This is a genomic window from Streptomyces sp. NPDC028991 (assembly GCF_055564775.1).
In genome coordinates, this window is record NZ_JBVHVP010000011.1 from 176,720 (window position 1) to 203,112 (window position 26,393).

Genomic DNA, 26,393 nt, shown 5'->3' on the forward strand with positions numbered 1-26,393 from the left:
AGGCTTTCGCCGGCGCCATGCCCTGTTCACATGTCGGGACGCAGTGTTGTGGGTATGTGACGTTCCGTTTGGTGATGTCCGGGCCTCGGCCCGACCGGTTCAGCGGCGCAGCAGAACACGCCTGGTCACACGGGCCCACCGCACGCCGGGACGCTCCGCCCGCGGCTGGGGCCCCGACCGCTCCAGCCACCACTCCCGCAACTCGCGCCGCACATCGGCATCCTGCGGAGGGCACTTCCCCATCAGGTGCTCGACGAAGTCGAGGGCGTCCCGCCGGTAGCCCCCGGTCATCGGACGCTTTTGGGCGTAGGCGAGGAAGGCCGGCCGGTAGCCCGTACCGAGGATCACCGGCAGCTCGGGCGCGACCCGGGCGACCACGTCGGCCCGCTTCCCGGCGAGCGCCCGCGCCTGCACCCCCAGCCGCACCCGGTCGAACCCCTCGGGCACGGGTGTCCCGGCGACCAGCGCGGACAGCAGCGCGGCCTGCGCCAGACCGAGCCGCTGCCGTACGGCATCACCGGCGCCGGACTCGGCACGCGCGGCTCGTGGCGCCGCCGCCCCGCCTCCGGCGAGCCCCGCCGCACCCGCCGCCCGGCCCTTCTCCACGGCACCGCGGATCGCCTCCACCTCCCGCTCCAGCTCGTCCCCCTCGGGGAAGTCCTCGTCGCGCTCCAGCAGCACACCCGGCGGCGCCACCCGCGAGGCGAGGTCGGCCAGGATGTCGAGCACCGGCCGCGCGACGGGGTGGGCGTGGGTGTCGTGCCAGACGCCGTCCCGTTCGATCCCGCCCGCGACATGGACGTAGGCGAGGGCCTCCAGGGGCAGTTCGGCGAGCGCCTCGGCCGGATCCTCACCGCGGTTGACGTGATTGGTGTGCAGGTTCGCCACGTCGATCAGCAGCCGCACCCCCGTCCGGTCGGCCAGCTCGTACAGGAACTGCCCCTCCGTGAGCTCCTCGTCCGGCCAGGAGACGAGCGCGGCGATGTTCTCCACGGCGAGCGGCACGGGCAGCGCGTCCTGCGCGACGCGCACGTTCTCGCACAGCACGTCGAGGGCGTCGCGGGTGCGCGGCACGGGCAGCAGGTGCCCCGCTTCCAGGAGCGGGGAGGCGGTCAGCGGCCCGCCCGCCCGGACGAACGCGATGTGCTCGGTCACCAGCGGTGCCCCCAGTGCCTCCGCCCGCTCGGCCAGCGCCGCCAGCCGCCCCGGGTCCGGCCGCCCGGCGCCGCCGAGCCCGAGCGAGACGCCGTGCGGCACCACGGTCACCCCGCGCTCGCGCAGCCGCAGCAGCGAGTCGGGCAGATGCCCGGGACAGAGGTTCTCGGCCACGGCCTCGACCCAGTCGATGCCGGGCATCCGCTCAACGACGTCCGCGATCTCCGGACGCCATCCGATGCCGGTTCCCAGTGGTGCCACTCGCCGCATGGTTCCGTCCCCTCCCGCGAACATGTCGGGGGTATCGCCGGTCCCGCCCGGGCCGAACCCCGGAAAGGGCATGTCCAGAGCAACATTTGAGGTTCGCGGCGGAGCCGGGCCGTCAGCGCAGATCGAGCCGCATCAGCACCCGCGGGTGACCGGCCAGCGCCGAGTCGGTGTCGGCGGCGTGGACGAACCCGGCGCGTTCGAAGTTCTTCCGGAGTCCGGCGTACGCCATGGTCAGGTCGACCCTGGCAGCCCCGTTGTCCAGCGGATACGCCTCGATCGCCGGCGCGCCCCGGGAGCGGGCGAAGTCGACCGCCCCGGCGATCAGGGAGTGCGAGATCCCCTTCTTCCGGTGACCGGGGCGGACCCGGACGCACCACAACGACCAGACCGGCAGGTCGTCCACGTGCGGGATCTTGCGGTTGCGTGCGAAGGAGGTGTCCGCACGCGGTGCCACCGCGGCCCAGCCGACCGGCTCGTCACCGTCGTAGGCGAGCACCCCCGGGGGGAGATCCGAGCGGCACAACTCGGCGACGTAGGCGCCGCGTGCCGGTCCCCGCAGCTCCTTGTTGACCTTGGAGGGGACGCGGTAGCTCAGACACCAGCAGACGTCGGACCGCGGCGACTTCGGACCGAGCAGCACCCGGACGTCCTCGAAGCGCGAGGCGGGGCGGACGTCGATGGTCATGGCACCACGATGGCACGGCGCAGGGGGTCCCGCACCGCCTCCCGACGGCGGGCAGGCCGGCCGGCAGGTAGCCATCGAGGGCCTCCCGGGCCTCCCACGCGTCCACCGCACGCGGGCCGTCGGCCGTGACGACGGCCCGCGTGGGCGAACAGGCCGGGGGCGGGGCGTCCGGAGCGAATGCCGCCGGTGTCCCGGACGCCGTCGTGCCGCTCGGCGGTGACACCGGGGTATTCGATCTCCGCCGTACGCGCCATGTCACCGCACTGCGGTCAGGTCGCGCGCCGCGCCCCGCCCGGCGGACCGGGGTCGCCGGCTACCGCAGCGCCGGATGGTCCGCCACCACCGTGCACGACCCCGGCGCGATCTCCGTGTATCCGGCGTCGCGGACCACCGGCAGGCCGCTCGCCGTCAGGGCGTGCCAGCGAGCCGGGTCCGGGACGCGCACCGTCAGCGGGTATCCCGCGTCCCGCCAGGCCGACCGCGCCTCGTCGTCCAGCTCCCACCACGCGAGCTGCGCGCCGTGCCCGGCCTGGGCCATCGCCTTGCCGGCCGACATGCCCAGGTCAGGGTTCATCCAGAGCACCGGCGCGGAGAGGTCGGCGTCGACCGGCGGCTCCGGGTCGTCGAGGTCGGTGCCGGAGACCTGGAGGCGGGCCAGGTCCTTGGGCCAGCCGTCCAGGGGGACCGGCGGGAAGACCCGCACCTCGGCCGTCTTGCCGGTGACCGTGATGCCGGGCAGTGCCTCGGCCCGCCGCCACTCGGCCCCGCGCGCCCGCCGCACGACCTTGCGGATGCGCGCGTCCTGCCAGTCCCGCACCGCCCGCGCCCACTCGCCGTCGCCGGTCGACCGCTCGTCGCCGAGCATCATCAGCACCGCCCGGGCCGCGGTCTCCAGCGCGTCGGTACGCGGCGGCGGCGCCGCCCGCTCGACGCGCACGACGAGCGGCAGCACGAACTGCGGCGCGAGGTCGCGGTCGCCGGGCTCGGGGCGGAAGGGACTGTCGGGGACGGGAGTCGTCGGATCGTTGCTCACGCCCACCAGTCTGCCAAGTCACGCGCGTGCGAGAGGACGACCCCGTGCGACGCGAGCCACGGCTGGACGGCGTCCGCCGTCGGTACGGCGGTCAGCGGCCCGGTCACCGGGCCGAAGCCGGGCGTGGTACCGCTGCCGCCGCTCCCGCTGGGCGTGGCGGCCGTCATCGCCGCGGTCGCCGCGGCCGGTGCGCTCAGCTCGCGCAGGTCAGCCTGAGCAGGCCGTGCGCTGGGCCTCCTGCCACTCGCAGACCGGGCAGAAGGTGACGCCCTTGTACGACTCGGGGTACTCCGTCGGCTCCCGGCACAGCACACACTCCGCGTAGGGCGGGCCGTCGGCCTTGGGCGGCCTGGGCGCGTCGATCAGCAGACAGTAGTCGTCGGGACCGGTGTCGTCGTCGCTGCTCATCCCTCCAGGGTAGGCCCGTCAGGCGCGGCCGTTCGCGGCGCCGACCAGCTCCGAGACCCTCACGAAGCGGTACCCCTTGCGGCGGAGCTCGGGTACGACCGTCCGCACCACCTCCTTGGTCACCGGGGCGGCGCTGCGCGTGCAGTGCATGACGACGACCGAGCCCGGCCGCACCCCGTCCAGCACCTGCCGGGCCACCGCCTCCGCGTCCGTCGCGAACGCGTCCCCGCTCACCACGTCCCACTGCACGGCGGTGACGCCGGTGGCGCTCAGCTCCTCGAGGGCCGCCTTGTCGTAACAGCCGCCGGGGAAACGGAAGTACGGCATCGCGTTGCGGACCCCGGCCTTCTCGAACGCCGCGTAGGCCCGCTCCACGTCCGAGCGCATCCGCTCCCTGGACACGGTCGGCAGGCCGTAGCAGTCGTCGGTGTAGGCGTAGTGGCTGTAGGAGTGGTTGGCGATCTCGAACCGGGCGTCCCGGCCGATGGACCGGGCCTCGTCCGGATACTCCTCGGCCCACCGCCCGGTCATGAACACCGTGGCCGGCACCTTCAGCCTCCGCAGCGTCGCGATCAGCGGCGGATTGTCGAACCGTTCGCCCGCCGCCGCCCGCGGCCCCTGGTCGGCGGTCATGTCCGCGTCGAAGGTGAGGGCGACCGTCTTGCCGGCCGCGCGCGGACCGTGCTCGAAGACGGGGGTCAGGCCCGCGGGGCCGGGGGCGAGCGTCGGGGGCCGGGACGGGACCGGCTTCGGCGGGGCGGCGGAGGGCGCGGTCGGCGCCGGACGGGGGGCCGGCGGGGCCTCGGCGGTTCCGCAGGCGGCGAGGGCGGCGCCCAGGGCGCACAAGGCGGCCGTGCGTCGTACGAGAGTGATCACCGTACGAACGTATGAGTACGTTGTTGTGTATGTATGACAATGGAGGGTGACGTGCCCGCAAGGTCACCCTCGCGGGTCAGAGCGGTGCGGCGACCGTCAGATGTCCCGCTGCTCCAGCGGCTTGGTCGCCGGGCCCTCGATCACCTTGCCGTCCGTGTCGAAGCGGGAGCCGTGGCAGGGGCACTCCCAGGCGCGCTCGGCGGCGTTGAAGTCGACGAGGCAGCCGAGGTGGGTGCAGCGCGGCGAGACGGCGTGCAGCGCGCCGGCCTCGTCCCGGTAGACCGCCAGCCGGTCCCCGCCCGCCCGCACGACGGCACCCTCGCCCGGCGGCAGGGCGTCCACCGGCGGCGAGGGCCTGAGCCGGTCGCCTACGAAGTGGCGCGCGACCTCGGCCTGGGTCTTGAGGAACGCCGGCGCCGCACGCACCGCCGTGCGCAGCCGGCGCGGGTCGTACAGCTCGCTCCACGCGCACTCCTCGCCGGTGATCTGCGCGGTGAGCAGCCGGCCCGCCATCATGCCGCCGCTCAGTCCCCAGCCGCCGAAGCCGGTGGCGACGTACGTGTGGTGCGCGCCCGGGTGCAGCGGACCCACCATCGGCACGGTGTCGGTCGGGTCGATGTCCTGCGTGGCCCAGGCGTACGTGAGGTCGACTCCGGGGAAGTGCTCGCGGGCCCAGGCGGACAGGCGGTCGAAGCGCTCCCGGGTGCCGCCCGTGCCGGGGGTGAAGTGCTCCCCGGTGACGACGAGCAGCCGGCGGCCCGCGCCGTCGCCTCCGTCGTCCAGGGGCGCCGTACGCACCGAGCGGGTGTTCTCGTCCGGCGTGATGTACATGCCGTCGATATCGCGGTCCGCCTCGATGCTCCCGGCGACCACCAGCTCCCGGCGCGGCGAGAGGCGGGCGAACAGCAGCGCCCGGTCGAAGATCGGATAGTGGGTGGCGACCACCACGTCCCGGGCGGTGACCGTCGCTCCCGCCTCGGTCCGCACCCGGCACGGCTCGCCCTCTTCCAGGCCGTGGACGGTGGTGTCCTCGAAGATCCGCCCGCCGCGCGCCTCCAGGTCGCCGGCGAGGGCCAGCAGGTACTTGCGCGGATGGAACTGGGCCTGCCCGGTGACCTCCACCGCGCCCGCGACCGGGAACGGCAGCCCCGTCTCCGTCACGAACGACGCCGGCAGCCCCGCCTCCTTCGCGGCGGCGGCCTCGGCCCGCAGCTCGTCCACGCGGCCCGCATCGCAGACGTACGTGTACGCGCTGCGGGTCTCCCAGTCGCAGTCGATGCCCAGCTCGGCCACGACCTCGGCGGCGTGCTCGATCGCCTCGGACTGCGAGCGGGCGTACAGGCGGGCGCCCGCCGGGCCGCGGGTGCGGCGCAGCTTGTCGTAGACCAGGGTGTGCTGGGCGGTCAGCTTGGCGCTGGTGTGGCCGGTGACGCCGGCGGCGATCCGCCCGGCGTCCAGCACCGCCACACCGCGCCCGGCCCGTGCCAGTTCCCAGGCCGCGCTGAGGCCGGCGATCCCGGCGCCGATCACCGCGACATCGACGTCGAGGTCCTCCGCGAGGGCGGGGCGCGGCGCACCGCCCGGTGCCGTACGAAGCCAGTACGAGCCGTTGACCTGCGGGTTCTGCGTCATGCGGACCCGAGTACCCCGTAGCCGCGGCTTCAGTGACCGGTCGGTGCGCCGGCCGCCGGCAGGTGTGCCGGGGCCGCCTGGCAGCGGCCGTGCCCGCCGCTGCCAGGCGGCCCCCCCGCTACCTGCGCCAGGGGCCCGTCACCGCGAACGTCGTGCCGGGCGTGTAGCAGTTGACGTACATCGTGTCGCCGTCCGGGGAGAAGGTGACCCCGGCGAACTCACCCCACTCCGGCTCCTGCGGCGTCCCGATGTTCTGGGCGCCGCGGGCCATCGCGTACACCTCGCCGCGCCTGGTCACGCCGTAGACGTGCTGCGCGCCCCCGCCGTCCTCGCAGACCATGAGTCCGCCGCTCGGGGCCAGACAGATGTTGTCGGGGGACTCACCGGGGAGCTGCACGTCGGTGTCCGGGCCGAAGACGATCACCAGGGTCAGCCGGCGCCGCTCGGGGTCGTAGCGCCAGATCTGACCGTAGTGGTCGGCCGCCGAACCCTCGTCGCTGTGGGCGAAGGACGACACGAAGTACACGCTGCGCCCGCCCCAGTAGCAGCCCTCCAGCTTCTGCGCGTGGGTGATGCCGCCCCGGCCGAAGTCCTGGAAGCGGATCGGCGTCCCGGCGGCCAGCGGGTCGGGCACGTCCACCCACTCGACGCCGTCGAAGCAGGCACCCGTCTCCTGGATCGACGACAGGTCGGGCACGCCCGGCACGCGCATCGCCTGGAGCCGGCCGCCCGCCCGCAGCGAGCCCGTCCCGCCCAGCGGCTTCTCGGGCAGGAACCGGTAGAAGAGGCCGAACGGCCGCTCGAACGCGTCCTCCGTCTCGTACACGACGCCGCGCCGCGGGTCCACGGCGATCGCCTCGTGCTGGAAGCGGCCCATCGCGGTCAGCGGCACCGCGCCGGTTCGGTGCGGGTCGGCCGGGTCGACCTCGAAGATGAAGCCGTGGTCCTTGGTGTAGCCGTTCGTGCCGGCCTTGTCCTCGGTCTCCTCGCAGGTCAGCCAGGTGTGCCACGGGGTGGGGCCGCCCGCGCAGTTCACCGCCGTACCGGCGATCGCGACCCGCTCGTCCCGTACGTGGCCCCGGGAGTCCAGGGTCAGCGTGGTACAGCCGCCCTTGCCTTCCGGGTCGTACGTCAGGCCGCGCACCGTGGGGACGGGGATCCTGCCGTCCTCGCGGTTCTCGTGGTTGCGGACGAGGTGGACGCCGCCGTGGTGGCCGCCGTGGCGGCCCCGGGAACGCGCGGCGAAGGCCGCCATGCCGTCGTGGTTGGACGGGACCGGGCCCTCGCCGGAGCGCAGCTGGTCGCCTTCGCGGGACAGGACCCGGTAGCGGAACCCTCTGGGCAGGTCGAGCAGGCCGTCGGGGTCGGGGACCAGCGGGCCGTAGCCGGTGTGGCCCAGGGACTGCGCGGCGGCGGTACCGGCGAAGAGTTCGGAGAGGGCTCCGGTGAAGGCGATGCCCGCGCCGAGGGCGCCGGTGCGGGCGAGTACCTGGCGCCGGGTCGTGTCGCGACCGGACGGAGAACTGGACATGGGGCGGCCTTCCTGCTGGCGGACAGGATTGTGACCCCGCCGTGTCTATCACCTGGCACGTTCCCCGGGAACCACGCGCGCTACACGCGTCACATGCCGGCCGGCCGCTCGAGCGTCTGGTCGGGCGGTACCCGCTGCGGGTTCTCCAGGAACCGCAGCAGCTCCACCGGGAAGGGCAGCACCAGCGTCGAGTTCTTCTCCGCGGCGACCGCCACCACCGTCTGCAGCAGCCGCAGTTGCAGCGCCGCCGGTGTCTCCGACATCTCCCGCGCCGCCTCGGCGAGCACCTTGGAGGCCTGGCGCTCGGCGTCGGCGTTGATCACCCTGGCCCGCCGCTCGCGGTCGGCCTCGGCCTGCCGGGCCATCGAGCGCTTCATGGTCTCGGGCAGCGACACGTCCTTGATCTCGACGCGGTCGATCTGCACGCCCCAGCCGACGGCCGGGCTGTCGATCATCAGCTCCAGCCCCTGGTTCAGCTTCTCCCGGTTGGACAGCAGGTCGTCCAGGTCGCTCTTGCCGATGATGGACCGCAGCGACGTCTGCGCCATCTGGGACACGGCGAACTTGTAGTCCTCGACGCGGATGAGCGCGTAGGCGGCGTCGACCACCTTGAAGTAGACGACCGCGTCCACGCGGACGGTCACGTTGTCCCGGGTGATGCCCTCCTGGGCGGGCACCGGCATCGTCACGATCTGCATGTTGACCTTGTGCAGCCGGTCCACCACCGGGACGATCAGGGTGAAGCCGGGTTTCCGCACCTCACCGGCGAGCCGGCCGAGCCGGAGGACGACCCCGCGCTCGTACTGCTTGACGATCCGCGCCGCCGAGGCGACGTACAGCACCCCGGCGCTTCCGGCGGCGGCAGCCGCGGTCAGCAGTTCCTGGAGCATGGCGACCTCCTCGCCCTGAGGACCGTTTCGCCCTCTCCTGTCACGATATGCCGGAGGCCCGGTCCGAGGCCATGCCCCGGACCGGGCCTCCGGTCTGCCGACGGGACTACACGTCCGCCGTCGCCGGGTCGGTGACCTTCACCGGGTCCGTGCCGGTGGCGCTGTGCCGCTCGGCCCAGTTCTCCAGCGCGGTGCGGCAGGCGTGGTCCAGGTGGTGCAGCCCGGACAGGTCCAGCTCGACCGGGCGGTCCTGCGGCAGCGCCTCCAGGCTCTCCAGGATCTTCGGCAGCCGCAGGAAGGTCGCGTTGCCCGACAGGTGTGCCTGGACCGGGCCTGCGCCCTTGTCGACGACCTCCAGCTTGAGGTGCGAGGCCTCCCAGGCGGTCTTGGCCACGGACAGGGCCAGACCGATCAGCACGCCCTCGAACATGTTCACCGCGACGATCGACACGGCCGTGACCACCAGGATCAGCGCCTCGCCCCGGTGGCCGCGCCACAGCGACACGATGCCGCGGAACGGGATCAGCTTCCAGCCCGCGTGGACCAGGATGCCGGCCAGCGCGGGCAGCGGGATCAGCGCCAGCGTGGACGGCAGCAGCGCGGCGAACAGCAGCAGCCACACCCCGTGCAGCACCCGGGACGCCTTGGTCCGCGCGCCGGCGCCGACGTTGGCGGAACTGCGCACGATGACCGCGGTCATCGGCAGCGCGCCGAGCATGCCGCACACGGTGTTGCCGGCGCCCTGCGCCATCAGCTCCTTGTTGTACTCGGTGCGCGGGCCGTTGTGCAGCCGGTCCACCGCGGCGGCGCTGAACAGGCTCTCCGCCGAGGCGATCAGGGTGAAGGCGACGATCGTGCCGAGGATGCCCACGCTCGCCAGTTCGCCGAAGGCGTCGGCGCCGGGCGGCTGGACGGAGTCCAGCAGGCCGTTCACCTCGACCGTCGCGACCGACAGGCCGAAGGCCGCCGTGACCGCCGTGGCGAGGGCGACCGCGGCCAGCGCGCCCGGCACGGCCCGCGCACGCTTCGGAAGCCGCTTCCACAGCACCATCACCGCGACGGTGCCGGCGCCGAGGGCGAGCGAGGTGAGCGCCTCGCTGCTGCCCAGCGCGTCGGCCGCGGCCCCGGGCAGGCCGGTGAGCTTGTCGAGGCCGGAGGCGGGCGCCTCGAGACCGGCCGCCGAGTACAGCTGGCCGGCGATGAGCACGAGGCCGATACCGGCCAGCATGCCCTCGACGACGGAGAGGGAGATCGCCCGGAACCAGCGCCCCAGCTTCAGGGCGCCCATCACGAGCTGGATCAGACCGGCGGCCAGCACGATCACGCCGAGCGCGGGCAGTCCGTACTCGTCGACCGCGCCGAAGACCAGCACGGTCAGGCCGGCGGCCGGACCGGACACCTGGAGGCTGCTGCCCGGCAGGAGGCCGGTGACGAGGCCGCCCACGATGCCGGTGACGAGGCCGAGTTCGGCCGGGACGCCGGAGGCGACGGCGACGCCCACGCACAGCGGGAGGGCCACCAGGAACACGACGAGCGAGGCGGTGAAGTCCTGTCGCAGATGCGGGAACTTCCGGGAGTTCCCGGATATGGCGTCCGTGCTCACGCCGGCGCTCACAGGGTCTCGAACGTGTCGGTGTCCGCGTGGTGTTCGCGTACGAGCCCGGTGTGGACCTCGTAGTACCAGCCGTGCATCCGCAGCCGGCCGTCCGTCAGCCGGCGTTCGACACAGGGGTAGGAGCGCAGCCGCAGCAGCTGGGCCAGGACGTGGTGCTGCACGGCCTCGGCGACCGTCGGGTCGGCGGGGTCGCAGGGCTTCGGCTCGTCCGCGGCGTGCGCCAGCCACTCGCGCACGGCGGGTACGGCGGTCAGGTCGTCGCCGCGCACCAGCGCGCCGACGGCGCCGCAGTGCGAGTGGCCGCAGACCACGATGTCGGTGACGCCGAGCACTTCAACGGCGTACTCGATGGTGGCCGCCTCGCCGGAGGGGCGCTCGGTGCCGTAGGGCGGGACGATGTTGCCCGCGGTACGCAGCTCGAAGAGCTGGCCGGGCCGGGCGCCGGTGATCAGGGCCGGTACGACCCGGGAGTCGGAGCAGGTGATGAACAGGACTTCGGGCGACTGGCCTTGGGCGTGCCCGGCGAACTCCTCAGGGCGCTGTCCGAACATGCGGGCGTTGTCGATGAGGGGCTGCATGATGCGGTGATTCCTCCTGGCGCGCTGTGGGGGGCGCGTCGGATGGGCAGGACAGGGGGTGGGGGGTGTTCCGTCCCTCAGCAGCGGAAGACCTGAAGTGCCGCCGGGGAGTGGTCCGGCGCTGATCTCGGCCGGTGCCCGGTCGCACGGCCGGATATGGCGGCTTCGGGCGTCGCCGGGCCGCGCTCCCGCAGAAGCGGGCGTTCGGGGGCCTCGGGCTGGGGCGCGGTGGTGCTGCGGTGCCGGTCGCGCACGCGCGGGGAGCTGTTCGGGTTCCCGGAGCGGCCGGCGTCGTGGCAGGTGACGGTCTCGTCGTGCGGTGCCGTACCGGAGAGGGTGGTTCCGGAGTCGGCATTGGCCACGGCATCACGGCTCGTATGCGCGGATGCGAAGGGTGTGCCGGGAGTGAAGGCCACCAGGGCGATCAGCACGGCGGCGAGGAGCGGAACCATTGACCGGATCGTCGCGCCTCGTGACATACGCCCCCCTCCCAGGCAGTTCACGCCTGCGGCGTGTGCCGACACATGGTCGATGCAAGGTCAATGTACTGCCAACGCATGGTCAATGCGCGGTCAAGAAACACGTTAACCCTGCAAAGAGCTTTGCAGGGTTAACGTAGCGTTACGAGCTGAAGAGAGCCTGAAATTCGTGGGTGGTTGGCGGGAACCGGCTGTTCCGGCCGTGCTCAGGGCGCGTCGACGAGGCGTGCCGCGTCCCGGGCCAGCGCGGTGAGCCGGGAGATCGCCCGGAAGTACTTCTTGCGGTACCCGCCCTTCAGCATCTCCTCGCTGAAGAGCCGGTCGAAGGGCAGCCCGGAGGCCAGGACGGGCACCTCACGGTCGTAGAGCCGGTCCGCGAGCACCACGAGGCGCAGCGCCGTCGACTGGTCCGGCACCGGGCGCACCCCGGTGAGGCACACGGCCGTGACGCCGTCGGTCAGGGCGCCGTAGCGGCTGGGGTGGACGCGGGCGAGGTGGTCGAGGAGCGCGGGGAAGTCGTCCAGGGAGGCGCCGTCGGCGGCCTGTGCCGCGCGGGTCACCTGCTCGTCCGAGTACGGCGCCGGCGCCTCGGGCAGGCCCCGGTGGCGGTAGTCCTCGCCGTCGATGCGCAGGGCGCGGAAATGGGCGGACAGGCCCTGGATCTCGCGCAGGAAGTCGGCCGCCGCGAAACGTCCCTCGCCCAGCTTGCCGGGCAGCGTGTTGGAGGTGGCGGCGAGCGCCACGCCCGCCTCGACGAGCCGGGCGAGCAGGCTGGAGACGAGGACAGTGTCGCCGGGGTCGTCCAGTTCGAACTCGTCGATGCACAGGAGGCGGTGCCCGGAGAGGGTCCGCACGGTCTGCTGGAAGCCGAGGGCGCCGACGAGGTTGGTCAGCTCGACGAAGGTGCCGAACGCCTTGCGGGAGGGTTCGGCGGGCGTCGCGTGCCACAGGGAGGCCAGCAGGTGGGTCTTGCCGACGCCGTAGCCGCCGTCGAGGTAGACGCCGCGGGGACCGGCGGGCGGCTTCGGGGCCCTGCTCCGGCCGAGGCCGAGGAAGCCGCGCCTGCCGGTGGCGGCGGGGGTTCCGTCCAGCCCGGTCGCGAAGTCCTCCAGGACCCGTACGGCCTCGCTCTGGCTGGGCTGGTCCGGGTCCGGGAGGTACGTGCTGAAGCGGACCGAGTCGAAGCGGGGCGGGGGCACCATCTCGGCGACCAGGCGGTCCGCGGGGACGTGGGGCTCGCGGGCGCACAGGGACAGCGCAGCGGCGCCGGGCGCCGCCCCGGCTATCGGGGGGCGACCGGAGGGGGCGGAACCGGGGGCGGGGGAGGAGGACGACACGGGGGTCCATGGTAGGGCCTGTCCCGAGGGTGCCTGTAGCCGTACTGGGGCGGTGCGGGGCGGTGCGGGGCGGTGCGGGGCGGTGGGGGGTGGTGCGGGCGGTGCGTGGCGTGGCCGGGCCGGTGCTGCCCGGTGCGGGTGCGGGTGCCGGGCGGGTGTGGCGTGCGCGGCCCGGCGCTGCGGGGTGCCGCCGCGTGCTCCCGTGCCGCCCACGGCCCTGCGGACACCGGGGGAGGGGCGTCGCCCGCGGCTGGGCGGCTGGGCGGGTTCGGGTTTTGGCTGCGTGGAACACTGCACGGCATGCGACGCCTGTTCCCCGTGACATCTGTGACCGATCAGACAGCCGGCCCGGGCTCCGACGGGGCCGATCGGGAGTGGAGCCTCGCCGAGCTGGCCGCCGCCTACGCCTATCCCGAGCGGGACGGGGCGCCGGGGGCGTGGCTGCGGGCGAACATGGTCTCCACCCTCGACGGGGCCGCCCAGCACGACGGCCGGTCCCAGCCCATCTCCAGCGCGGCCGACATGCGCGTCTTCGGCACCCTGCGCGCCCTGGCGGACGTGGTCGTCGCGGGCGCCGAGACCGTACGCCAGGAGGGTTACCGCCCGGCCCGCTCGCGTGCGGAGTTCGCGGAGCTGCGGCGGGCGGCCGGACAGCGCCCCGCGCCGGCGATCGCGGTGGTCAGCGCGAGCCTGGAGCTGGACTTCTCCCTGCCGCTGTTCACCTCGCCCATGGTGCCCACCCTGATCCTGACCGGGGCGGCCGCGGCACCGGACCGCATCGCGGCCGCCGAGAAGGCCGGCGCCCGGGTGGTGATCGCCGGTGACGGCGTCGGCGTGGACCCGGCCCGCGCCGTCGACGCGCTCGTCGCCCTCGGTCACACCCGGCTGCTGACCGAGGGCGGACCCCGGCTGCTGGGGCAGTTCGTGACGGCCGGCGTGCTCGACGAGCTGTGCCTGACCGTCTCGCCGATGCTCACCGCGGGTGACGCCCAGCGCATCGCGGGCGGACCCGCGGTCGAGGTCCCGCGGCGGTTCGCGCTGGCGTCCCTGCTGGAGGAGGAGGGCTTTCTCTTCAGCCGGTACCGCCGGGACTGAGCAAATCGGCGGAATCTACCGTTCCGCTTAGGCCGAGCCGGGCACACTGAATCCGGCAGTACCCGTGCGATCACGGGGCAGGATGGTTTCCGCAGGGTCCGGTACGGCCTACGGAGGGTGGGCCGCACGAACCCTCGAAGGAGAAGGGGCGCCTGAGTGTTCACAAGCGTTTTGATGATCGAGAAGGCCCTGACGTCCGCCGACGTGGAGTTCGTCACCACCTTGCACGGGGAGGAGCCGGTCGCCTTCCACGTGCTGCTCCAGCCACGCGGCGATCAGGCGGACAGGCTGCTGAGAGCCATCGACGACGTCGCGCTCGGCGAGCTCGACGACGCGGTACGCGAGGGCGAGACGCCCGAGGGCCAGGAGGCGCAGAGCGTCGGGCAGCGGGCACTGGAAGTGTCCCTCACCGCCCTGCGCGCGTCCGGAGCCGAGGCCGAGGGCCGCCTGATCGAGGACCACCCGCTCGACGAGCTCAAGTCCCTGGTCCTGGAGATCGGGGCCGACGAGGTGATCGTCCTGACCGACCCGCACTACGTGGAGGAGTTCTTCCACCGGGACTGGGCCTCGCGGGCCCGGCACAAGGTCGGCGTACCGGTGCTGAAACTGTTCTCCCACAGCAAGGCATAGGCTGGGGCCGCGCTCCCGCGCCGGGGGCGCGCCCACCGGCAGACCACCTCTGGTACACACCAGGTCTCCACACCCGTCGCACCTCTGGGGAGAACAGCGCATGGCACCCGGCCTTCCAACCGCCATGGACCGACCGCACTTCATCGGCATCGGCGGCGCCGGAATGTCGGGCATCGCCAAGATCCTCGCCCAGCGCGGCGCCGAGGTGGCCGGCAGCGACGCCAAGGAGTCCGCGACCGCCGGGGCCCTGCGCGCGCTCGGCGCCACCGTGCACGTCGGGCACGCGGCGGAGCACCTCGCCGACGACGCGAGCTGCGTCGTCGTCTCGTCGGCGATCCGCGAGGACAACCCGGAGCTGGCCCGCGCGGCCGAACGCGGCATCCCGGTCGTCCACCGCTCCGACGCCCTCGCCGCCCTGATGAACGGCCTGCGCCCGATCGCGGTCGCCGGCACCCACGGCAAGACGACCACCACCTCCATGCTGGCGGTCTCCCTGTCCGAGCTGGGCCTGGACCCGTCGTACGCCATCGGCGGCGACCTGGACGCGCCCGGCTCCAACGCCCTGCACGGCGACGGCGAGATCTTCGTCGCCGAGGCGGACGAGAGCGACCGCAGCTTCCACAAGTACGCCCCCGAGGTCGCCATCGTCCTCAACGTCGAGCTCGACCACCACGCCAACTACGCGTCGATGGACGAGATCTACGAGTCCTTCGAGACCTTCGCCGACAAGATCGTCCCCGGCGGCACCTTGGTGATCGCCGCCGACCAGGACGGTGCCCGGGAGCTGACGCGGCGACTGGCCGGGTCGGTGCGGACGGTGACGTACGGGGAGTCCGAGGACGCCGACGTACGGATCCTGTCGGTCGTACCGCAGGGCCTGAAGAGCGAGGTCACGGTGGTGATGGACGGCGCGGAGCTGACCTTCGCGGTCTCCGTCCCCGGCCGCCACTACGCCCACAACGCGGTCGCCGCCCTCGCCGCCGGTGCCGCCCTGGGCATCCCCGCCGCCGAGCTGGCCCCCGCGCTGGCCGCCTACACGGGTGTCAAGCGGCGCCTCCAGCTCAAGGGCGAGGCGGCCGGCGTCCAGGTGGTCGACTCCTACGCGCACCACCCCACCGAGATGACCGCCGACCTGGAGGCCATGCGCGCCGCGGTCGGTGACGCCCGCATCCTCGTCCTCTTCCAGCCGCACCTGTTCTCCCGGACCCAGGAGCTGGGCAAGGAGATGGGCCAGGCCCTCGCGCTGGCGGACGCGTCGGTCGTCCTCGACATCTACCCGGCCCGCGAGGACCCCATCCCGGGCATCACCAGCGACCTGATCATCGAGGCGGCCCGCGCCGCGGGCGCGGACGTCACGCCGGTCCACGACAAGGCGGAGGCACCCGCGGTGGTCGCGGGAATGGCGAAGGCCGGTGATCTCGTTCTCACCATGGGCGCGGGCGATGTCACCGACCTCGGACCGCGCATCCTGGACCAGCTGTCGAGCACGGGCAAGTAAGGGGCTGAGGACTCATGTCGTACGACGTCGAGAAGCCGGACGAGCAGTGGCGCGCGGAGCTGGCCCCGGCCGAGTACGCCGTGCTCCGCCAGGCCGCCACGGAGCCCGCCTTCACCGGTGAGTACACCGACACCAAGACCGAGGGCGTCTACTCCTGCCGCGCCTGCGGCGCGGACCTGTTCACCTCCACCACCAAGTTCGAGTCGCACTGCGGCTGGCCGTCCTTCTTCGACCCCAAGGACACCGACGCGGTCGAGCTGATCGAGGACCGGTCCCACGGCACGGTGCGCACGGAGGTGCGGTGCGCCCGGTGCGGTTCGCACCTCGGGCACGTCTTCAAGGGCGAGGGGTATCCGACCCCGACCGACCAGCGGTACTGCATCAACAGCATCGCGCTGCGGCTGGCACCCGCGGAGAGCTGAGTCAGCGGGCGGCGGCCGGGAGCGTCACGGTGAACACCGTCGTACCCGGCCCGCCGCCCAGCTCGACCGTGCCGCCGTGCGCCCGCACCAGCGAAGCGGCGACGGCGAGGCCCAGTCCACTGCCCCCGCGGTCGCGGCTACGGGCCTTGTCGACGCGGTAGAAGCGGTCGAAGATCCGTTCCCGGTCGGCCACCGCGATGCCCGGCCCCTCGTCGGCGACCGCCACCCGGGCCGCGTCGGCCGTCAGGGACACGGCGACCGAGACCTTCGTGCCCGGTGGTGTGTGCACGGCGGCGTTGGTCAGCAGGTTGTCCAGCACCTGCCGGATCCGCTGCGGGTCCAGACGCAGCTTCACCACCGCGGGACCGGCCGTCACCGTCAGCGGATGCTCCGGGTGACCGGCTCGGAAGGCGTCGGCCGCCTGCCTCACCAGCCCCGTCAGATCCGCGTCCTCCCAGCGCAGCGGCGTCTCCACCTCGGCCGCGTCCAGCCGGGCGAGCAGCAGCAGGTCGTCCAGGAGCACACCCATCCGGGCCGCCTCGGCGCGCAGCCGGGCCAGATGCCGCTCCCGTTCCCCGGGCGCGTTGGCCGCCGCGTACTGGAACAGATCGGCGTAGCCCCGCACCGACATCAGCGGGGTGCGCAGCTCGTGCGAGGCGTCCGCGACGAACCGGCGCAGCCGCTGCTCGGCCTCGGCGCGCACCGCGAGCGAGTCGTCGATGTGTTCCAGCATCGTGTTGAACGCGGCCCGCAGCTCCGCCACCTCCTGCCCGCCGTCCCGCCCGTCCACCCGCAGCGGCAGCCGGGCGGCCGACTCCGTCAGGTCGTGCGAGGCGATGCCGTGCGCCGTGCCCGCCATGTCGCTCAGCGGCTTCAGACCGCGCCGCAGCATCCGCCGCCCGGACACCACCAGCGCCAGCAGCGCGAGACCGAAGACGACGACCTGCACCGTGACCAGCTGCTCCACGGTGTCCTCGACGTCCCCCATCGGCGCGGCGCTGACCAGCACCACCCCCGGCTCGACCTCGCAGGCCCGCAGCAGATAGGGGCCGTGCCCGTCGATCCGCACGGTGCGGGTGAGGTCCTCGTCCGAACGGGCCATGGTCTGCGCCAGCGCGGTCAGCGCACGGCTGTCCGCCGGCACGTCGGCGGGCGTGCGCAGGTCCGCCGAGCCGCCGGAGACGTCGTAGACGGCCGTGTACCAGCCGTAGTACGGCTTGCGCCGGACCGTGCCGTGCGCCGCCGCGTCCTTGGACTGCACGATCTGCACCAGCTTCATCTGGTCGGCGAGCTGCCGCTCCAGATAGTCCCGCATGTACGCGGTCAGCACCGTGCCGACCACGGCGAACACCACCAGCGACAGCACCCCGAGGCCCAGCGCCAGCCGGGTCCCGAGCCGCAGCCCGCGGTAGGCGCTCCACAGCCGCCGTGTCACCGGGCCGCCTGCCGGATCACGTACCCGAAGCCCCGCACCGTCCGGATCAGCGGCTCGCCGGTGTCGTCCGTGTCGTCCGTGTCGTCGAGCTTGCGGCGCAGCCGGCTGACGACCAGCTCCACGACGTTGGACCGGCCGCCGAAGCCGTACTCCCAGACGTGGTCGAGGATCTGCGCCTTGGTCAGCACGGCCGGCGACTTGCGCATCAGATAGCGCAGCACCTCGTACTCGGTCGGGGTCAGCGGCACCCGCCGCTCACCCCGGCGCACCTCACGGGTGTCCTCGTCCATCGTCAGATCCGCGATCCGGAGCACCGGCCGATGGAGACCGGGGCCGGCGCTGCGCCGCAGCACGGTCCGCAGCCGGGCCATCAACTCCTCCACCGCGAACGGCTTGACCAGGTAGTCGTCACCGCCCCGGGTCAGCCCCGCCACCCGGTCGGCCACCCCGTCGCGTGCGGTGAGGAACACCACCGGCACCATCGTGCCCGAGCGGCGCAGCCGGTCCAGGACACCGAAACCGTCGACGTCCGGCAGCATCAGGTCGAGCACCACGATGTCCGGCCGGAAGCCGGCGGCCAGCCGCAGCGCCTGCTCGCCGGAATTCGCGGTGACCGCCTCCCAGCCCTCATAGCGGGCGACGGTGGCCACGAGATCGGCGATGGGCGGGTCGTCGTCCACCACGAGGAGTCGTACTCTTTCCACCCGCTCATACTGCGCCACCGGCCGCCCGCGCCCCATACCGCGGGGATCCGCCGTACCGTGCCGACAGGTACCTGAAAGCCGCCCGACAGCAAAACGACAGGCCGGGCGGGTGAAAGCCCGGGGCCGGGACCGTGGTTCCGAGCGCCCTGCGGCTCACCGACGGGTCGGCCGCGGCCTCCGCCCGCCAGGAACGCGGCGGCCACATCGCCGACGGGCGCACCGGCGGTCCGGCGACCGGACTGCCCGGCCGCACCCGTCGTGGCGCCGGCCCCCGCAGAGGCGGGCCCCACACGGCCACCACGGGCCCGCGACAGCGGACGTCTAGACTCTCCCGGCAATGACCCGTAGCGACCTGGCCAGAACTTCCCGCACACCCGAAGGGTATTCGGCGCTTTGATACGGATGGAATCAGTCACCAAGCGGTACCCGGACGGCACCGTGGCGGTCGACCGGCTGTCGTTGGAGATACCGGACCGCTCGATCACGGTCCTCGTCGGTCCCTCCGGCTGCGGCAAGACGACGACCCTCAGGATGATCAACAGAATGGTCGAGCCCACCGAGGGCACCATCCTCCTCGACGGCGCGGACCTCCAGCAGCAGCCGGTCACCACCCTGCGCCGGTCGATGGGATACGTCATCCAGAACGCCGGTCTCTTCCAGCACCGGACGATCATCGACAACATCGCCACCGTGCCCCGCATGATCGGCTGGGGCAGGCAGAAGTCCCGCGCACGGGCGGCGGAGCTGATGGAGCGGGTGGGGCTCGACGCCTCCCTCGGCAAGCGGTACCCGTACCAGCTCTCCGGCGGCCAGCAGCAGCGCGTCGGCGTGGCGCGGGCGCTCGCCGCCGACCCGCCCGTGCTGCTCATGGACGAGCCGTTCTCCGCCGTCGACCCGGTGGTCCGCAAGGGACTCCAGGACGAACTCCTGCGCATCCAGGAGGAGCTCGGCAAGACCATCGTCTTCGTCACGCACGACATCGACGAGGCGATCAAGCTGGGCACCATGGTCGCGGTGATGCGCACCGGTGGCCGGCTCGCCCAGTCCGCGCCGCCCGCCGAGCTGCTGTCGAACCCCGCGGACGACTTCGTCGAGGACTTCCTCGGCGCCGACCGCGGCATCCGGCGGCTGTCCTTCTTCCCCTCGGCCGGCCTGGAGTTGACGAGCGACCGGGTCGTGCGCGTGGACGCCACTGCCGAGCAGCTCGCCGCGTCCGACGCCGCCCACCTGCTGGTGACCGACGCGGCGGGCAGGCCGCTGGGCTGGGCGGCACCGCGAGACCTGACCGTCGGGAGCATCGCGGTGGAGGGGCTGCTGTCGTACGGGCGGCCGTTCGTGCCCGGCACCGACTCGCTGCGGGCCGCGCTCGACTGCGCCGTGCTCTCACCGACCGGCTGGGCCGTCGCCGTGGACGCCGACGGCCGGGTGGCCGGCGTCGTCTCCCAGCAGACCATCGGCGAGGCGATCCGCACCGCCCACGGCGCCGGGGACACCGGCGCCGCGCAGGCCGGGACCGCGCAGGCCGGTGACGCGCAGGCCGCGGGGCCCGCCGGTGTCACGAAGGTCGGCCCGTGAACCGGTTCTTCGACATCCCGAGCGACCTCGGCAACACCTACTTCGGGCTGATCGGGCTGCACCTGCGCGAGGCGCTGCTGCCGGTCCTGGCCGGTCTGCTCCTCGCGCTGCCCATCGCCCAGCTCTGCGTGCGCTTCCGCTGGCTGTACCCGCCCGTGCTCGGCGTGACCACCGTCTTCTACGCCATCCCGTCGCTGGCCGTCTTCGTCGTCCTCATCGACTACACCGGCCAGACCGAGCTGACCGTGATGATCCCGCTGGCCCTGTACAGCCTGGTGGTACTCGTCCCGGCGATCGTCGACGGGGTGCGGTCGGTGCCCGAGGAGACCCTGGCCGCGTCCACCGCCATGGGCTTCGGGCCCGTACGGCGGTATCTGCAGGTGCAGTTGCCGATCGCCGTGCCCGCGATCCTCGCCGGTCTGAGGGTGGCCGTGTCCGCCAGCATCTCCCTGGTCAGCGTCGGCGCCCTCATCGGCAACCAGGGCGCCCTCGGCAACCTGCTCGCCGACGCCCAGAAGTACGGCCGGCCCGAACTGGCGGTCAACTCGGTCCTCACCACGGCCGTACTGGCGGTCCTGTGCGACGCGGCGCTCGTCCTGGCCCGGAACCTGCTCACCCCCTGGATGCCGCGCGGCAGGCGGCAACGCCCGAAGGAGGCCGCCGTGCGACAGGAGCGGCCCGAGCCGGAGAAGGCGGCTGCCCGGTGAACGTCATCCACTTCGTCAACGCCTTCTTCAGCGACGGCGCCCACTGGCACGGGTACGACGGCATCCCGCAGCGCCTGCTGGAACACGTCCAGTACACGCTGATGGCCCTCGGCCTCGCCGCCGCGATCGGCCTGCCCGTCGGGCTGCTCACCGGGCACACCGGGCGCGGCGGAAACGCCGTCGCCTTCGTCGCCACCGCCGCCCGCGCGCTGCCCAGCTTCGGACTGCTGGTACTGATCGCCGTCGTGGTCGGCATCGGCCTGCTGCCCGTGATGATCCCGCTGGTCGTACTCGCGATCCCGCCGATCCTGGTCACCACCTACGAGGCGGTCCGCTCCGTCGACCCCTCCCCGGTGGACGCCGCGCGCGGCATGGGCATGCACGAGTCGAGCATCCTCTTCCGGGTCGAACTGCCCGTGGCCCTGCCGCTGGTGCTCAGCGGGCTGCGCTCGGCCGCCATCCAGGTCGTGTCGACGGCCACCATCGCCGCGTACGTCAGTCTCGGCGGGATCGGCCGGTACATCATCGACGGGCTCTACCAGCGAAACTACGAGAAGGTCGTCGGCGGGGCCACCCTGGTGGCGCTCCTGGCGCTCGTCACGCTCGCGGTGTTCTGGGCGGCGGAGCGGCTGGCGGTGTCGCCCGGGGTGCGCAGGCGCTGACGCCGGATCCGACATTCGAACACAGTTGTGAAAACCGTAACCAGGCCGTTCTTGACTGACCGACAAGTGGCTCGTTTGGATCGGTGGATGACTTCTACCGCGAAGAGCAGCTGGTCCAGGACGAGGCACACCGGTGCGGCGGCCGTCGCGCTCACCGCCGCGGCGGCGCTGCTCGCGGGCTGTTCCTCCTCCGACGACACCTCCGACAACCCCCTCGCGGGGGAGAAGGCGGAGGCCGGCACCGTCGTCGTCGGCTCGAACAACTTCGCCGAGAGCACCCTGCTCGCCGACATCTACGGCGAGGCGCTCAAGGCCAAGGGCCTCAAGGTCACCTACAAGCACAACATCGGCAGCCGGGAGACGACGTACGGTCTGATGAAGAACGGCTCGGTCACGGTGCTGCCGGAGTACAACGGCTCGCTGCTGGCGTACCTCGACCCCGAGGCGGAGCAGAAGAGCACCGAGGCGGTCAACACCGCGGCCAAGGCCAAGCTCGACAAGAAGCTGACGCTGCTGGAGTCGTCGCCGGCCGAGAACAAGGACTCGGTGAGCATCAACGCCGAGACGGCGAAGAAGCACGGTCTCACCGCGGAGTCGACCCTCGCCGACCTCAAGGACATCGCGCCGGACCTGGTGATCGGCGGTTCGCCCGAGTTCCAGACCCGGCAGCAGGGCCTGAAGGGCCTGGAGTCCGTGTACGGCCTGGAGTTCAAGTCCTTCAAGGCGCTCGACGCGGGCGGCCCGCTGACCCAGTCGGCACTGACCAAGAACACCGTGCAGGCCGCGGACATCTTCACCACCGACCCGACCATCGTCAAGGAGAAGTTCGTCGTCCTGAAGGACCCGGAGAACCTCTTCGGCTACGCGAACGTGACACCGCTCGTCCACAAGGAGGGGCTGTCCCAGGAGGGCGTCGACACGCTCAACGCGGTCTCCGCCAAGCTGGACACGAAGACGCTCCTCGACCTGGACGCGCAGGTGCAACTGGACAAGAAGGACCCGCTGGACGTGGCCAAGGAGTGGCTCGAGTCGGCCGGGCTGAGCTGACGCCCCGTCCCGACTACCCGTCCCGACTACCTTTCCCGACTACCCGTCCCGACTATCCGTCACCAAGCCCCGTCCCGGCGGCCTCTCACGACGCCGCGGCCCCGGCCGCGGCGTCGATGAGCTGGTCGATCAGGGCGATGAGCACGTCCCGGCAGGAAGCCCGCTCCCGCGCGTCGCACAGCAGCACCTGCACGTGCTCCGGCAGCGCCAGGGCCTCCCGGATCTCCTCCGCCGGGTACGGATGCCGCCCGTGGAAGCCGTTGACGCCGACGACGAACGGAATGCCCCGCCGCTCGAAGAAGTCGATGGCCGCGAAGCTCGACTCGGGCCTGCGCACGTCGACCAGGACCACGGCGCCGAGGGCACCGATCGCCAGGTCGTTCCACATGAACCAGAACCGCTGCTGACCGGGCGTGCCGAAGAGGTACAGCACCAGTTCCCGGCCGATGCCGATCCGCCCGAAGTCCAGGGCCACGGTCGTGGCCCGCTTCTCCTCGATGCCGGCGAGGTCGTCGACGTCCAGTCCCGCCGCGGTCAGCGGTTCCTCGGTGCGCAGCGGGGCGATCTCGCTGACCGAGCCGACCATGGTGGTCTTGCCGACGCCGAAACCACCGGCGATCAGGATCTTCACGGCCTCGGGGGCGGCAGCCGGGGTGGCGGGTGCCGTGGGCGCCGGAGCGGCGCGGTCAGAGCCGGCCAAGGCCGTCCCTCACTTTCTGCAGCAGGTCCAGGTCCGGGGTGGCTCGGGAGACCAGACGCGGGGGCCGGGCGGTGATCCGGCCGGCCTCCAGCAGGTCGCAGAGCAGAATGACGACCACGCTCACCGGCAGGTCCAGACGGGCCGCGACCTCCGCCACGGCGACCGGCTCGGCGCACAGCCGCAGGATCCGCAGGTGTTCGGGCTGCGGCCGCGCGGCCCGCGAGGGCTGCGGATCGACCGCGGTCACCGTCGTGATGAGGGTGAAGTCGGCGCGGCTGGGCCGGGTCCGGCCGCCGGTCAGGGTGAACGGCCGTACGAGCCGGCCGCCCGCGTCGCCTCCGGTCACGTCACTCGCCGGGGGCGGCGGTGGCCCGCGGTGCCGCGCTCAGGTGCTCGCCGATCTTCTTCACCAGCATGTTCATCTGGTACGCCACCACGCCGACGTCGGCGTTCGGGCCGGTGAGTACGACGAGATGGGCGCCGGTGCCCGCGGAGGTGAGTATCAGGTAGCTGTTGGCCATCTCGATCAGTGCCTGGCGCACGGGGCCGCCGCGGAAGTCCATGCTGACGCCCTTGCTGAGGCTCATCAGGCCCGACGCGGTCGCCGCCAGCCGCTCGGCGTCGTCGCGCGGGAAACCGGTGGACTTGCTGACGACCAGTCCGTCCTCGGAGAGCACCACCGCTTGGTTCACGTCGGCGACCCGCTCCACGAGTCCGGTGAGCAGCTGGTCCAGCTCGGTGTGCGTGGCGGGGGAGGGTCGGGTCATCGCGTGTCCTTCGTCGGCGGTCGGCGGTCGGTGGTCGGGGTGGAGGGTGCGGCGGAGGGGGCGGCGGACGAGCGGATCTGCTCGTCGGTCGCGGTCGCGGTCGCGGTCGGGGTTGCGGTCCCGGTCGCGGTCGGGGTTGCGGAGTCGGAGCTTTCCGAGCCGGAGCCTTCGGAGTCGGTGACGTCGGATTCGCCGGCCAGGGCCCGCAGGGTGCCGCTCTGGAAACCGGCGAGGGAAGAGGCGGCACGGTCGGCGGTGAAGTCGGCGTAGTCGTCGGACGCGCCGTCGGGACCGTCCGGTCCGCCCTGGCCGGTGACGGCGTCCTCGTCGCGCAGCTCGGCGGCCAGGCTGGTCTGAGGCACCCGGCGGGGCAGCGGGGCCGGGCCGCTCCCCTTGGACGCGGACGAGGACGAGGCCGGGGACGAGGACGAGGCCGGGGGCGAGGACGAGGCCGGGGACGCGGAGGGGGCGGCGGGGGCGGAAGCGCCGGGCCGGCCGGCGGGCACGGCGGGCCGCACCGAACGTACCGGCCGCTGCGCGGACACGGCCTCGGACCCGCTCCCGCCCTCGGTGGGCGCGAGGGCCTCGCGCGTCTCGAGGGGCGCCGCACGGTCCAGGCCGTGGGCGTGGGCCGCGTCGATCGGCTCGCGCACCACGATCTCGTGCGGGATCAGCACGATCGCAGTGGTCCCGCCGTACGGGGAGGAGCGCAGCGTGACGGTGATGCCGTGCCGGTGCGCGAGCCGGGCGACGACGAACATACCGAGCCGCAGGTCGTCGGCGAGCGCGACCACGTCGAACTGCGGGGGCACCGCCAGCTGGGCGTTGAACGAGGCGTAGTCCTCCTCCGACAGGCCGAGCCCGCGGTCCTCGATCTCGACGGCCAGGCCCTTGGCCACCAGCGCCGCCCGCACCCCGACCGGGTTGGGGGCGGGGGAGTAGGCGGTCGCGTTGTCGATGAGCTCGGCGAGCAGGTGGATCACGTCGGCCACCGCGGGCGGCGCGAGGGCCACCTCCTCGTCGGCGTGCAGCTCCACCCGCTGGTACTCGGCGACCTCGCCGACGGCACTGCGCAGGATGTCGACCAGCGCGACCGGCTCGCGCCAGGTGCGCCGGGGCTGCTCCCCGCTGATGATGACGAGGTTCTCCTCGTACCGGCGCAACTGGCTGGCGGTGGAGTCCAGTTCGTACAGGCCCTTGAGGATCTCCGGGTCGGTGTGCTCGCGCTCCAGTGCGTCCAGCTTGCTCAGCTGCATGTTCACGAGGTTCTGGCTCTGCCGGGCGATGCCGAGGATGACCTTCTGGAAGCCGCGCCGGGTGTCGGCGAGTTCGACGGCGGTGTGCACGGCGGTGCGCTGTGCGGTGTTGAACGCCTGGGCGACCTGGCCGAGTTCGTCCCGCCCGTAGTCGAGCGGCGGGGTCGCCGACTCCACGTCGACCTTCTCACCCCGTTCGAGCCGGGCCACCACGTCGGGCAGCCGTTCCTCGGCCAGGCTCAGGGTGGCCAGGCGCAGCCCGCGCAGCCGGCGGGAGAGCGAGCGGGTGATGCGCCAGGACATGGCGACGCACAGCAGCAGGGCGACCAGGCCCCCGGCGCTGAGGGAGGCGGCCGTGATCAGCAGCGCGCGCGCCTCGTCGGCGCTGCGGTCGAGCAGCCCGTCGGTCTGCTGCCGGATCAGCGCCTCGTACTGGTCCGAGACCTCGGCCAGGGCGGCCGTCCAGCGCTGCCGCGCGTCCGGCAGGTCGATCCCGCCGTCCCCGTCCGCCGCACGGGCCGCGAGTACCTGGTCCTCGACGGTCTCCAGGGTCTGCCACTCGGGGGTGGCGAGGACCCGCTCGGTCTGCGCCTTCGCGCTGCCGCGCAGGGAGGGGACGATCTGGTCCTGGACGAGCCAGCGCCGGGTGTGGGCCAGCTGGGCGAACTGCGACCACTCCCTCTCGCCCATCCGGCCGGACGGCCAGGCCAGGGTCAGCCGGGCGTTCTCCTGGGAGACCAGCTCCGCCGCGCGCTCCAGGGCGACCAGTGGCCCGGCCTGCGAGGTGAGGTCGCCGTCGTCGACCTGGGAGAGCTCCTGGAAGGCGTGGATCTGTTCGTCGATGATCGAGGTGTATTGGTCGAGTGCCTGCTCCGCGGTGATGTCGCTGGGGTCGTCCACCTGATTGCGGTAGTACTCCAGGCTGCCCACCGAGCCGAGTACCGAGTACAGCCGGTCCGACACCCGGGCGGGCGCGCGGTCGATCGCGTCGGATTGCCCGACCAGCTGGGCGACGGCCGCGTCCGTCTTCTTCCGCTGGGCGTCCAGGGCCGCCCGGTCGCCGCCGGGTTCGGCCAGCCAGGCGGCCGACAGACTGCGCTCCTTCTGGAGTGCGAGGGCCGCCTCGGTGCCCATGGCACCGGTGTCGCGGCTCAACTCGGTCTGCGCGCGCAGCCGCAGGCCCTCCGAGAACATCTGGATCGTCGTCACCCCCCACACGGCGGCGAGGGTGACGCCGGGAACCAGGGCCAGGAGGATCAGGGAGAGACGTATGGAGCCGAGGCGGCGCCGGGCACCTGTCCGTGCAGACATCGTGGTCCTAGGCGATCAGTGGGAGAGGCTGTCGGGTGTGTGCAGACGCAGACGCAGACGCAGACGCGGGCGCAGTCGCAGTCGCAGTCGGCTGC

The 26,393-nt window shown here is 72.9% G+C and carries 26 protein-coding genes; 8 read left to right on the forward strand and 18 right to left on the reverse strand.

Translation table 11 applies throughout. The features are described 5' to 3' along the window. Positions 1 to 99: 99 nt before the first annotated feature. The 12 genes from ACZ4V1_RS22340 to zapE all read right to left on the reverse strand — a co-directional run bounded on the left by ACZ4V1_RS22340 (position 100) and on the right by zapE (position 12,489). On the reverse strand, positions 100 to 1,425 hold the full coding sequence (locus ACZ4V1_RS22340) for an MbnB/TglH/ChrH family RiPP precursor modification enzyme (protein WP_468338782.1): 1,326 nt from the start codon (positions 1,423 to 1,425) through the stop codon (positions 100 to 102). A gap of 112 nt (positions 1,426 to 1,537) precedes the next feature. Further along, positions 1,538 to 2,110 (reverse strand): GNAT family N-acetyltransferase, encoded by a 573-nt coding sequence (locus ACZ4V1_RS22345; RefSeq protein WP_468338784.1) that lies wholly within the window; start codon positions 2,108 to 2,110, stop codon positions 1,538 to 1,540. Between the two features lie 313 nt (positions 2,111 to 2,423). Further along, positions 2,424 to 3,143, reverse strand: a complete 720-nt coding sequence (locus tag ACZ4V1_RS22350; protein ID WP_468338786.1) for a peptidyl-tRNA hydrolase — start codon at positions 3,141 to 3,143, stop codon at positions 2,424 to 2,426. A 207-nt stretch (positions 3,144 to 3,350) separates the two neighbouring features. Then, a complete protein-coding gene (locus tag ACZ4V1_RS22355; RefSeq protein ID WP_468338788.1) occupies positions 3,351 to 3,551 on the reverse strand; it encodes a hypothetical protein in 201 nt (66 codons plus the stop codon). A gap of 18 nt (positions 3,552 to 3,569) precedes the next feature. Further along, positions 3,570 to 4,427: a polysaccharide deacetylase family protein gene (locus ACZ4V1_RS22360; protein WP_468338790.1), complete on the reverse strand. Its 858-nt coding sequence runs from the start codon at positions 4,425 to 4,427 to the stop codon at positions 3,570 to 3,572. A 96-nt stretch (positions 4,428 to 4,523) separates the two neighbouring features. Continuing rightward, positions 4,524 to 6,059, reverse strand: coding sequence for an FAD-dependent oxidoreductase (locus ACZ4V1_RS22365; protein WP_468338792.1), 1,536 nt, complete (start codon positions 6,057 to 6,059; stop codon positions 4,524 to 4,526). A gap of 118 nt (positions 6,060 to 6,177) precedes the next feature. Then, the gene (locus tag ACZ4V1_RS22370) at positions 6,178 to 7,590 is read right to left on the reverse strand and encodes a PhoX family protein (RefSeq protein WP_468338794.1); all 1,413 of its coding nucleotides are present in this window, start codon (positions 7,588 to 7,590) and stop codon (positions 6,178 to 6,180) included. Between the two features lie 89 nt (positions 7,591 to 7,679). Then, positions 7,680 to 8,480: a slipin family protein gene (locus ACZ4V1_RS22375; protein ID WP_468338796.1), complete on the reverse strand. Its 801-nt coding sequence runs from the start codon at positions 8,478 to 8,480 to the stop codon at positions 7,680 to 7,682. A gap of 106 nt (positions 8,481 to 8,586) precedes the next feature. Then, positions 8,587 to 10,083: a SulP family inorganic anion transporter gene (locus ACZ4V1_RS22380; protein ID WP_468338798.1), complete on the reverse strand. Its 1,497-nt coding sequence runs from the start codon at positions 10,081 to 10,083 to the stop codon at positions 8,587 to 8,589. An 8-nt stretch (positions 10,084 to 10,091) separates the two neighbouring features. Continuing rightward, a complete protein-coding gene (locus ACZ4V1_RS22385; protein WP_468338800.1) occupies positions 10,092 to 10,673 on the reverse strand; it encodes a carbonic anhydrase in 582 nt (193 codons plus the stop codon). 77 nt (positions 10,674 to 10,750) lie between these two features. Then, a complete protein-coding gene (locus ACZ4V1_RS22390) occupies positions 10,751 to 11,125 on the reverse strand; it encodes a hypothetical protein (protein ID WP_468338802.1) in 375 nt (124 codons plus the stop codon). A 233-nt stretch (positions 11,126 to 11,358) separates the two neighbouring features. Continuing rightward, positions 11,359 to 12,489 (reverse strand): cell division protein ZapE, encoded by a 1,131-nt coding sequence (zapE, locus tag ACZ4V1_RS22395; protein ID WP_468338803.1) that lies wholly within the window; start codon positions 12,487 to 12,489, stop codon positions 11,359 to 11,361. Positions 12,490 to 12,789: 300 nt separating this feature from the next. On the opposite strand from zapE, the gene ACZ4V1_RS22400 reads away from it, so the two are divergent. The 4 genes from ACZ4V1_RS22400 to msrB all read left to right on the forward strand — a co-directional run bounded on the left by ACZ4V1_RS22400 (position 12,790) and on the right by msrB (position 16,134). Then, positions 12,790 to 13,584, forward strand: a complete 795-nt coding sequence (locus ACZ4V1_RS22400; RefSeq protein WP_468338805.1) for a pyrimidine reductase family protein — start codon at positions 12,790 to 12,792, stop codon at positions 13,582 to 13,584. A 156-nt stretch (positions 13,585 to 13,740) separates the two neighbouring features. Then, a complete protein-coding gene (locus ACZ4V1_RS22405) occupies positions 13,741 to 14,214 on the forward strand; it encodes an indole-3-glycerol phosphate synthase (protein WP_468338807.1) in 474 nt (157 codons plus the stop codon). Positions 14,215 to 14,314: 100 nt separating this feature from the next. Continuing rightward, entirely contained in the window at positions 14,315 to 15,712 is a 1,398-nt protein-coding gene (gene murC / locus ACZ4V1_RS22410; protein ID WP_468338808.1) for a UDP-N-acetylmuramate--L-alanine ligase, read from the forward strand. 14 nt (positions 15,713 to 15,726) lie between these two features. Further along, positions 15,727 to 16,134, forward strand: coding sequence for a peptide-methionine (R)-S-oxide reductase MsrB (gene msrB / locus ACZ4V1_RS22415; protein WP_468338810.1), 408 nt, complete (start codon positions 15,727 to 15,729; stop codon positions 16,132 to 16,134). 1 nt (position 16,135) lies between these two features. On the opposite strand, the gene ACZ4V1_RS22420 is transcribed toward msrB, so the two are convergent. Together ACZ4V1_RS22420 and ACZ4V1_RS22425 are read right to left on the reverse strand one after the other, a co-directional pair. Beyond that, positions 16,136 to 17,569: a sensor histidine kinase gene (locus ACZ4V1_RS22420; RefSeq protein WP_468338812.1), complete on the reverse strand. Its 1,434-nt coding sequence runs from the start codon at positions 17,567 to 17,569 to the stop codon at positions 16,136 to 16,138. Further along, positions 17,566 to 18,309, reverse strand: coding sequence for a response regulator transcription factor (locus ACZ4V1_RS22425; protein WP_468338814.1), 744 nt, complete (start codon positions 18,307 to 18,309; stop codon positions 17,566 to 17,568). Before ACZ4V1_RS22425 ends, ACZ4V1_RS22420 begins: the two co-directional genes overlap by 4 nt. 357 nt (positions 18,310 to 18,666) lie before the next feature. On the opposite strand from ACZ4V1_RS22425, the gene ACZ4V1_RS22430 reads away from it, so the two are divergent. The 4 genes from ACZ4V1_RS22430 (at position 18,667) to ACZ4V1_RS22445 (ending at position 22,264) form a co-directional block, all read left to right on the forward strand. Then, positions 18,667 to 19,848 carry an ABC transporter ATP-binding protein gene (locus tag ACZ4V1_RS22430; protein WP_468338816.1) on the forward strand — a complete coding sequence of 394 codons (1,182 nt, stop codon included), beginning with the start codon at positions 18,667 to 18,669 and terminating at the stop codon, positions 19,846 to 19,848. Continuing rightward, positions 19,845 to 20,555, forward strand: coding sequence for an ABC transporter permease (locus ACZ4V1_RS22435; protein ID WP_468338817.1), 711 nt, complete (start codon positions 19,845 to 19,847; stop codon positions 20,553 to 20,555). The genes ACZ4V1_RS22430 and ACZ4V1_RS22435 overlap by 4 nt, the downstream gene beginning before the upstream one ends. Next, on the forward strand, positions 20,552 to 21,217 hold the full coding sequence (locus ACZ4V1_RS22440; RefSeq protein WP_468338818.1) for an ABC transporter permease: 666 nt from the start codon (positions 20,552 to 20,554) through the stop codon (positions 21,215 to 21,217). Before ACZ4V1_RS22435 ends, ACZ4V1_RS22440 begins: the two co-directional genes overlap by 4 nt. A gap of 87 nt (positions 21,218 to 21,304) precedes the next feature. Further along, positions 21,305 to 22,264: an ABC transporter substrate-binding protein gene (locus tag ACZ4V1_RS22445; protein ID WP_468338819.1), complete on the forward strand. Its 960-nt coding sequence runs from the start codon at positions 21,305 to 21,307 to the stop codon at positions 22,262 to 22,264. Between the two features lie 85 nt (positions 22,265 to 22,349). On the opposite strand, the gene ACZ4V1_RS22450 is transcribed toward ACZ4V1_RS22445, so the two are convergent. Genes ACZ4V1_RS22450 through ACZ4V1_RS22465 form a run of 4 tightly spaced genes read right to left on the reverse strand, consistent with a single transcriptional unit; the run spans position 22,350 to position 26,298 of the window. Next, positions 22,350 to 22,964, reverse strand: a complete 615-nt coding sequence (locus ACZ4V1_RS22450; RefSeq protein ID WP_468338820.1) for a GTP-binding protein — start codon at positions 22,962 to 22,964, stop codon at positions 22,350 to 22,352. Then, on the reverse strand, positions 22,951 to 23,310 hold the full coding sequence (locus ACZ4V1_RS22455; RefSeq protein WP_468338821.1) for a DUF742 domain-containing protein: 360 nt from the start codon (positions 23,308 to 23,310) through the stop codon (positions 22,951 to 22,953). Before ACZ4V1_RS22455 ends, ACZ4V1_RS22450 begins: the two co-directional genes overlap by 14 nt. 1 nt (position 23,311) lies before the next feature. Further along, complete coding sequence (locus tag ACZ4V1_RS22460) at positions 23,312 to 23,731, reverse strand: roadblock/LC7 domain-containing protein (protein ID WP_468338822.1); 420 nt, start codon at positions 23,729 to 23,731, stop codon at positions 23,312 to 23,314. Beyond that, positions 23,728 to 26,298, reverse strand: coding sequence for a sensor histidine kinase (locus ACZ4V1_RS22465; protein WP_468338824.1), 2,571 nt, complete (start codon positions 26,296 to 26,298; stop codon positions 23,728 to 23,730). Before ACZ4V1_RS22465 ends, ACZ4V1_RS22460 begins: the two co-directional genes overlap by 4 nt. Between the last annotated feature and the right edge of the window lie 95 nt (positions 26,299 to 26,393).

Excerpts from the sequence above, each read along its gene's own strand:
- ACZ4V1_RS22340 (WP_468338782.1), bottom strand. The coding sequence starts at position 1,425 with ATGCGGCGAGTGGCACCACTGGGAACCGGCATCGGATGGCGTCCGGAG.
- ACZ4V1_RS22345 (WP_468338784.1), bottom strand. The coding sequence starts at position 2,110 with ATGACCATCGACGTCCGCCCCGCCTCGCGCTTCGAGGACGTCCGGGTG.
- ACZ4V1_RS22355 (WP_468338788.1), bottom strand. The coding sequence starts at position 3,551 with ATGAGCAGCGACGACGACACCGGTCCCGACGACTACTGTCTGCTGATC.
- ACZ4V1_RS22365 (WP_468338792.1), bottom strand. The coding sequence starts at position 6,059 with ATGACGCAGAACCCGCAGGTCAACGGCTCGTACTGGCTTCGTACGGCA.
- ACZ4V1_RS22370 (WP_468338794.1), bottom strand. The coding sequence starts at position 7,590 with ATGTCCAGTTCTCCGTCCGGTCGCGACACGACCCGGCGCCAGGTACTC.
- ACZ4V1_RS22375 (WP_468338796.1), bottom strand. The coding sequence starts at position 8,480 with ATGCTCCAGGAACTGCTGACCGCGGCTGCCGCCGCCGGAAGCGCCGGG.
- ACZ4V1_RS22385 (WP_468338800.1), bottom strand. The coding sequence starts at position 10,673 with ATGCAGCCCCTCATCGACAACGCCCGCATGTTCGGACAGCGCCCTGAG.
- ACZ4V1_RS22390 (WP_468338802.1), bottom strand. The coding sequence starts at position 11,125 with ATGGTTCCGCTCCTCGCCGCCGTGCTGATCGCCCTGGTGGCCTTCACT.
- ACZ4V1_RS22400 (WP_468338805.1), top strand. The coding sequence starts at position 12,790 with ATGCGACGCCTGTTCCCCGTGACATCTGTGACCGATCAGACAGCCGGC.
- murC (WP_468338808.1), top strand. The coding sequence starts at position 14,315 with ATGGCACCCGGCCTTCCAACCGCCATGGACCGACCGCACTTCATCGGC.
- msrB (WP_468338810.1), top strand. The coding sequence starts at position 15,727 with ATGTCGTACGACGTCGAGAAGCCGGACGAGCAGTGGCGCGCGGAGCTG.
- ACZ4V1_RS22425 (WP_468338814.1), bottom strand. The coding sequence starts at position 18,309 with ATGGGGCGCGGGCGGCCGGTGGCGCAGTATGAGCGGGTGGAAAGAGTA.
- ACZ4V1_RS22445 (WP_468338819.1), top strand. The coding sequence starts at position 21,305 with ATGACTTCTACCGCGAAGAGCAGCTGGTCCAGGACGAGGCACACCGGT.
- ACZ4V1_RS22460 (WP_468338822.1), bottom strand. The coding sequence starts at position 23,731 with ATGACCCGACCCTCCCCCGCCACGCACACCGAGCTGGACCAGCTGCTC.
- ACZ4V1_RS22465 (WP_468338824.1), bottom strand. The coding sequence starts at position 26,298 with ATGTCTGCACGGACAGGTGCCCGGCGCCGCCTCGGCTCCATACGTCTC.